Below are 5,965 nucleotides of genomic sequence, written 5' to 3'. Positions count from 1 at the left end.
AAACACTGCCCGACCAATCCGCAACAGACATGACAATCCCTCCCAATCCCAGAGAAAGATGAACCAGAAACGCAAGGCAAATGCAACTGTAGTACTAGGTGGTGATTCTGTCCCCCGCTGCAAGTTTGCGGGGCCAAGCGCAACTGTTAAGCTTTCCACGGAATCTGTGGATAATCCTGTGGGCGGGCTGTGAGGATGGCCCTCCGGGGCCAGCAATCGTTACAGTTCCGTGAATTTGCCCTTATTTTAGGCACAAACCAATGCCGTTGTTTTCGTTATATTTTATTGTTGAACGGGGTGGATTGACGGAAATATCTCGCCAAATCCGCATGTTGTGCAACAGGTCGGTCGCGGGGTGGACAAATGTCGCGGCGGGTCCGGATCGGACCTATTCCGGCCCCAGCACATCCGGCGTGCGCCAGCCCAGATGCTGGCCGCCATCGACGCAGATCAGCTGTCCAGTGACCGCCCGCGCGGTCAGGAAATAGGCCAGCGCATCGGTGATGCCCTTCGGGTCCGCCCCCCGTTTCAGGACGGTCGCCCGGCGCTGCGCGGCGAAATGCGCCGCGCTCTGTCGCGCGCCCTGCAGGGTGGGGCCGGGTCCGATCGCGTTCACGCGCACATGCGGCGCCAGGCCCTGCGCGGCGGTCCGGGTCAGCGACCACAGCGCCGCCTTGGCGATGGAATAGGTCATGAATTCCGGGGTGGGCTTCAGCACCCGCTGATCGACCATGTTCACGACCAGGCAGCGCGCCTGCGGCTCTCCATTCTCGTCGGGCAGCGCCTTGGGCGCCTGCGCGGCAAAGGCCTGGATCAGCTGGAACGGGGCGCGCAGGTTCGAACCCAGATGCCGGTCCCAGCCCTCCATCGTGGCGGTCGCGATGCTGTCATATTCGAAGATCGAGGCGTTGTTCACCAAGACCGTCAGCGGCCCCATCGCCGCCCCGATCTCGGGGATCAAGGCGGCGGTGCGGTCCGCATCCAGAAGGTCGGCCCGGAAGGTCGCGGCTTGAACGCCCAGGGCACGCGCTTCGGCGGCGGTCGCCTCGGCCTCCTCGGCAGAGCCGGCGTAGTGGATGGCGACATCATGGCCGTGACGCGCCAGCTCCAGCACCATGGCGCGGCCCAGCCTGCGCGCGCCCCCGGTGACCAGCGCGACGCCCCCCTTTGCGTCCGGCGTCACAGCAGCACCCAGACATAGACGCCATAGGCCGCGATGAAGGCCGCGCCCACCGCCCGCGTCACGTTGACCGCGCGGAACAGGAAGGGCCACAGCAGCAGCGCCGCCGCCAGCATGACCCACAGGTCAAGGCGCACCATCTCGGGCGGGACCGTCAGCGGCGCGATCAGCGTGGTGATGCCCAGAATGGCCAGGGTGTTGAAGATGTTCGAGCCGACGACGTTGCCCAGGGCCATGTCCGCCCGCCCCTTCAGCGCCGAGGCGACCGAGGCCGCCATCTCGGGCAGCGAGGTGCCGATCGCGACCAGTGTCAGGCCGATCACGGTCTCGCTGATGCCGAAGGCGCGCGCGATCTCGGTCGCGCCGCCGACCAGCAGGTTCGCACCCACCGGCAGCAGGACCAGCCCCAGCCCCAGCCAGATCAGGATGCGTGCCCAGCCCGCGCCCTCGGTCTGACCGCCGATCTCGTTGCCGTCGGCCCCGCCGGTGGAGAGCTGGCGCCACAGCACCGCCGCCAGGGCCAGCAGGAGGATCACCCCGCCGATGCGGCCGATCTGACCGGTCATCGCCAGCGCGATCAGCAGGACGGAGGCGCCCATCATCATCATCCAGCTTTCGCGCAGGTCGTGCCCCTTGGTCACGATGACCGAGATCAGCGCCGTGGCCCCCAGGATCACCAGCACGTTGGCGATGTTCGATCCGACGACATTGCCCATGGCGATGCCGCTGGACCCCTGCAGCGCGGCCGAGACCGACACCAGCAACTCCGGCGCCGAGGTGCCGAAGGCCACCACGGTCAGGCCCACCACCAGGGGCGTCATGCCCAGCTTCAGCGACAGGCCCACGGCCCCCTTGACCAGCAGGTCACCCCCTGCCACCAGCAGCGCGAGGCCCCCCAGGACCAGCAGAATTTCAACGATCACGACGGTCGATCCCCAATATCCTCAGAACGGCCCGCCGGAAACCGGGGCCGGTCAGCACCGCCACCACCACCATGACCAGCAGGAACAGGACGACGACGCGCACCATCATCCGCGGGTTCCGAAGCGCTGGAACGCGGCGCGATCCTCGGCGGCGTCCAGCAGCAGGTCCGCCGACAGCCCCAGACGCCGCAGCATGGGTCGGCGCATGCCGTGCACCTCCATGCGGATTTTGTCACCGTAGAGCGCCTTGAGATGCGGGACCATGTGCCCGACGCCGTCCGCCAGCCCCAGCCTCACCGCCTCGCGGCCGGCCCAGAAGGCGCCGGTGAACAGGTCCTGATCCGCGGCCAGCCGGGTGCCACGACGGGCGCGGACGTGATCCTTGAACGCCTCGTGGATCGGCCCCAGGATGGTGTGCAGGCGGGCCACGTCCTCCGCGCTCTGGGGGCGGAACGGGTCGAGGGTCGACTTGGATTCGCCCGCCGTATGCACGCGACGCTCGATCCCCCAGCGGTCGATCAGCTGGTGGAACCCGAAGCCCGCCGAGATCACCCCGATCGAGCCCAGGATCGAGCTGTCATCGGCCCAGATGTCGTCGGCGGCGCAGGCCAGCCAGTATCCGCCCGAGGCCGCCACATCCTCGACGAAGGCATGGACCGGGATGTCGGTCTCGTCCGCCAGCCGCCGGATGCGCGCCGCGATCAGCGAGGACTGGACCGGAGAGCCGCCTGGCGAATTGATCGCCAGCGCCACGGCCAGCGGCTTGCCGCGGCGGAAGGCGCGTTCGATCACCGGGGCCAGGGCGGCGTCGTTCAGCCCGCCCCCGCGACCGGCGCCGCCGATCGTGCCGGACAAGCGGATGACCGCAACGCGCGGCTTGCGGGAGATCAGGCGGGAGATCACGGGAATACGCATGGCCTACAGATAGGCCGGGCGCGGGCACCCCACAAGGCGACAGATCGGCACGCGCCTCAGGACGCGGCCTCGCGGATGGTGTCGCCGGGCAGGAAGGTCGGCGTCAGCGCGATGATACGGTCCTCGGGTGCTGCGTCCTTGCCCGAGACCAGTCGGGCCGCGCGCCGGCCCACGTCGACGCGGCGCGCATCGGTGGTGGCCAAGCGCATCGGCAGCCCGTCCAGCAGGTCGACCCCGTTGAAGCCGGCCAGCCCGATCCGCCCCGGAATGTCGTAACCCCGGTCGATGCAGTGCAGCAGCCCCCCTGCCCCGATCATGTCGTTCGAGAAGTAGAGGAAATCCAGGTCCGGCGCGCGGGCCAGGATGCGCTCGGTCAGCTCGCGCCCCTTCAGCAGCGACGACCCGCCCTGATAGTATTCGCGCGCCTCCAGCTGGACCCCGGCCAGGCCCAGACCCTCCTCGAAGCCCAGCAGGCGTTTGCGCGCGCGGTGATCCTCGGGCATGTGCGTGCCCACGAAGCCGATGCGCCGATAGCCCGCCGCCAGGATGCGCGCCGCCATCTCGCGCCCCGCGCGGATATGCGAGATGCCCACCAGCGTGTCGATGCCCTCGCCGTCGACATCCATGATCTCGACCACCGGCAGGCCCGAGTTCTGCAGCATCGCCCGCGACGCGCGGCTGTGCTCCAGCCCCGCCAGGATCACGCCAGAGGGCCGCCAGGACAGCATGTCGTAGAGCACCATCTCCTCACGCGCGGGAGAGTAGTTGGTCACCCCGATCACCGGCTGCAGCCCGGTATCGTCCAGTTCGGCCGAAATGCCGCCCAGCACGTCCGGAAAGACCAGGTTCGACAGCGACGGAATGACGACCGCCACCAGATTGACCCGCTGGCTGGCCAGCCCGCCCGCGATCTTGTTGGGGACATAGCCCAGCGTCTTGGCCGCGGTCAGGACCTTCTCGCGCGTCGCCGCGGACACGTCGCCGCGGTTGCGCAGCACGCGGCTGACGGTCATCTCCGACACGCCCGACGCCTCCGAGACGTCACGAAGGGTCAGCGGGCGGCGGGGACGGATGGGCAGCATGGGCAGGCTCCTGAGCCGGGACACCCGATGTTAGCGAAGGACAGCGCCGCCCACAACCGCCCGCCGATCGCTGCCTTGCCAAAGGCCCCGTCCAGCCGCTAAAGCTGTCGCCGACGGCCCCGTGGCTCAACTGGATAGAGCAGCCCCCTCCTAAGGGGCAGGTTACAGGTTCGAGTCCTGTCGGGGTCACCAACATTTATAGTTTTGCTGCAAATGAGGCATAAGAGTGCACGTTTTGGTCTTCCCGTGCACACCTCCTGTCAAGGAAAATCGTTCGAGTATTGCGAAATTCCATATTATATATTTAAATCAGGAACTTAGATGACCTCTTTCGCCTCAATATGGCCTCTGCCTTTGCTCTGAGGAACAGCCTGGCAAGACCTTGCCCTCCAGCAGTATAGGCGGCGATACCCGCGTCGCGGAGAAGTATACGGGCGGACAGCCACGGCAAACCGAACTCGGACTGGATCATGCTAAGGGTTAAAAGACGACACCCGAATGCTCCCATGGCCGACTCATCAACCCGCAAGTGTTGGCGCCGCGTGATAGGATGGATGACGTTCCTGACCGGCAAATCGCCCGCATCGACCAGCGACATCAGGCGGTCCATCTCTCGAATGCCGATGCTTCGACCGAACTCGGCAAGGGGCAGTTCGCCCGACAGGCGCTCCATCTCAAATCAAGTGACATTGATAGGCTGAAGCCGCTACGGGAAGGGTCCCGCCTTGTCCTGCCTCCGACGGAACATCAGGCTGACCGAATTGCCGCGGCTCTGCACGCAGAGATGCCATGGGCGGCAGAGGACACGATTCAGGTATGGCATGACCTGCGCCGCCCAGTCCGCGACCACTCGCTCAATATCGCGCCAGACCTGCGGGATCGTGACGTCACCGCCGGCCGACCGAACCAGAGTTGGGCAGGCGAGATCAGTCATGTCTGGGCCCACGAAGGCTGGCTGTATCTGGCGGTCATCCCTGACCTGCACTCCCGGTGCGTGATCGATTGAGCCGTAGGCATCTGCATGAATCGCGATCCGGCAGTCTAAGGCGCTGAGGATGGCCATCGCCCTGCAATCATCACCCGGGCGCTGCATCTTCCACGACGACCGTGGCAGTCAATGCCGTGCGCACGGCGAGCGTAAGGTCCTACGCGATCATGCTCTGGAGACCTCAATGAGCGGCAACGGCAATTGCTACGACGACACCGCTGTCGAGGCCTTATTCGAGACCATCACGGCAGAGCTGATCCCACGGCGACCCAGTGAAAACCGCCGACGGACCAAGACGGCAATCGTTCAGGACGTCACCTGCCTCCACAGTCTGCTCCCTCGGCACTCAGCATTGGAAAATGAAAGCCCGCTGACCTTCAAACGCCAAGGGGCCTGAACGAGCATCAGGGGCGGCACAGATACGCGACAGGTCCACAGCGCCCTTCGAACTCCCGCGCAACCGCGCCGCGCGCCAGGCGGTCTGGGTACTAGGACCCCTGCACGCTCCAGGATCATCACCTCGGTTTGTGGCGCCGCTAGTCATATTTGACGGTCTTCTGCGGGACTTCCGTCCGGGGATGCAGACCTTTATCCCCTTGTCTTCCAACGCTTCTCTGAGCCAATCGGCGTCATGGCCTCTGTCGGCCAAAAGCCAACCCGCCTTCGGCACGCTGCCCAGAAGCGCCGCTGCGCCGATGCAATCACCCACCGGACCGGCAGACATGTAAAACCCGATTGGCCGCCCCTTGGCGTCGGTAACCGCGTGCAACTTGGTGTTCATGCCACCTGCGGTTCGCCCGATCCGACGCCCGCGCCCCCTTTTTTCAGCCATAGGCTCGATGCCGTGCGGCGTGCTTTGAGACAGGTTGCGTCGATC

4 protein-coding genes, 1 tRNA gene and 2 pseudogenes are annotated in these 5,965 nt (G+C 66.0%); 2 read left to right on the top strand and 5 right to left on the bottom strand.

What is annotated here, in order from left to right:
- Positions 1-388 precede the first annotated feature (388 nt).
- The 4 genes from AC2SGK_RS17930 to AC2SGK_RS17915 all read right to left on the bottom strand — a co-directional run bounded on the left by AC2SGK_RS17930 (position 389) and on the right by AC2SGK_RS17915 (position 4,100).
- Positions 389-1,117, bottom strand: coding sequence for an SDR family oxidoreductase (locus AC2SGK_RS17930; protein WP_488324758.1), 729 nt, complete (start codon positions 1,115-1,117; stop codon positions 389-391).
- Between the two features lie 62 nt (positions 1,118-1,179).
- Entirely contained in the window at positions 1,180-2,103 is a 924-nt protein-coding gene (locus AC2SGK_RS17925; protein WP_488324757.1) for a calcium/sodium antiporter, read from the bottom strand.
- Between the two features lie 105 nt (positions 2,104-2,208).
- Entirely contained in the window at positions 2,209-3,018 is an 810-nt protein-coding gene (locus tag AC2SGK_RS17920; protein WP_488324756.1) for a S49 family peptidase, read from the bottom strand.
- A gap of 56 nt (positions 3,019-3,074) precedes the next feature.
- Complete coding sequence (locus AC2SGK_RS17915; RefSeq protein ID WP_411837729.1) at positions 3,075-4,100, bottom strand: LacI family DNA-binding transcriptional regulator; 1,026 nt, start codon at positions 4,098-4,100, stop codon at positions 3,075-3,077.
- 115 nt (positions 4,101-4,215) lie between these two features.
- Here AC2SGK_RS17915 and AC2SGK_RS17910 point away from each other — a divergent pair.
- Together AC2SGK_RS17910 and AC2SGK_RS17905 are read left to right on the top strand one after the other, a co-directional pair.
- Positions 4,216-4,292: transfer RNA gene (locus AC2SGK_RS17910), tRNA-Arg, on the top strand.
- Between the two features lie 652 nt (positions 4,293-4,944).
- Positions 4,945-5,341, top strand: a pseudogene (locus tag AC2SGK_RS17905) (DDE-type integrase/transposase/recombinase); the annotation flags it as partial.
- 300 nt (positions 5,342-5,641) lie between these two features.
- On the opposite strand, the pseudogene AC2SGK_RS17900 reads toward AC2SGK_RS17905, so the two are convergent.
- A pseudogene (locus AC2SGK_RS17900) lies at positions 5,642-5,965 on the bottom strand (transposase); the annotation flags it as partial.

It is taken from the genome of Paracoccus sp. NIOT.M2S5SZ12, assembly GCF_057748165.1.
Note: the sequence above shows the minus strand (reverse complement) of the source record. Positions and strands in the feature narration are given on the sequence as shown.

Coding starts and splice junctions, on each gene's coding strand:
- AC2SGK_RS17930 (WP_488324758.1), bottom strand. CDS start 1,117: ATGGTGCTGGAGCTGGCGCGTCACGGCCATGATGTCGCCATCCACTAC.
- AC2SGK_RS17920 (WP_488324756.1), bottom strand. CDS start 3,018: ATGCGTATTCCCGTGATCTCCCGCCTGATCTCCCGCAAGCCGCGCGTT.
- AC2SGK_RS17915 (WP_411837729.1), bottom strand. CDS start 4,100: ATGCTGCCCATCCGTCCCCGCCGCCCGCTGACCCTTCGTGACGTCTCG.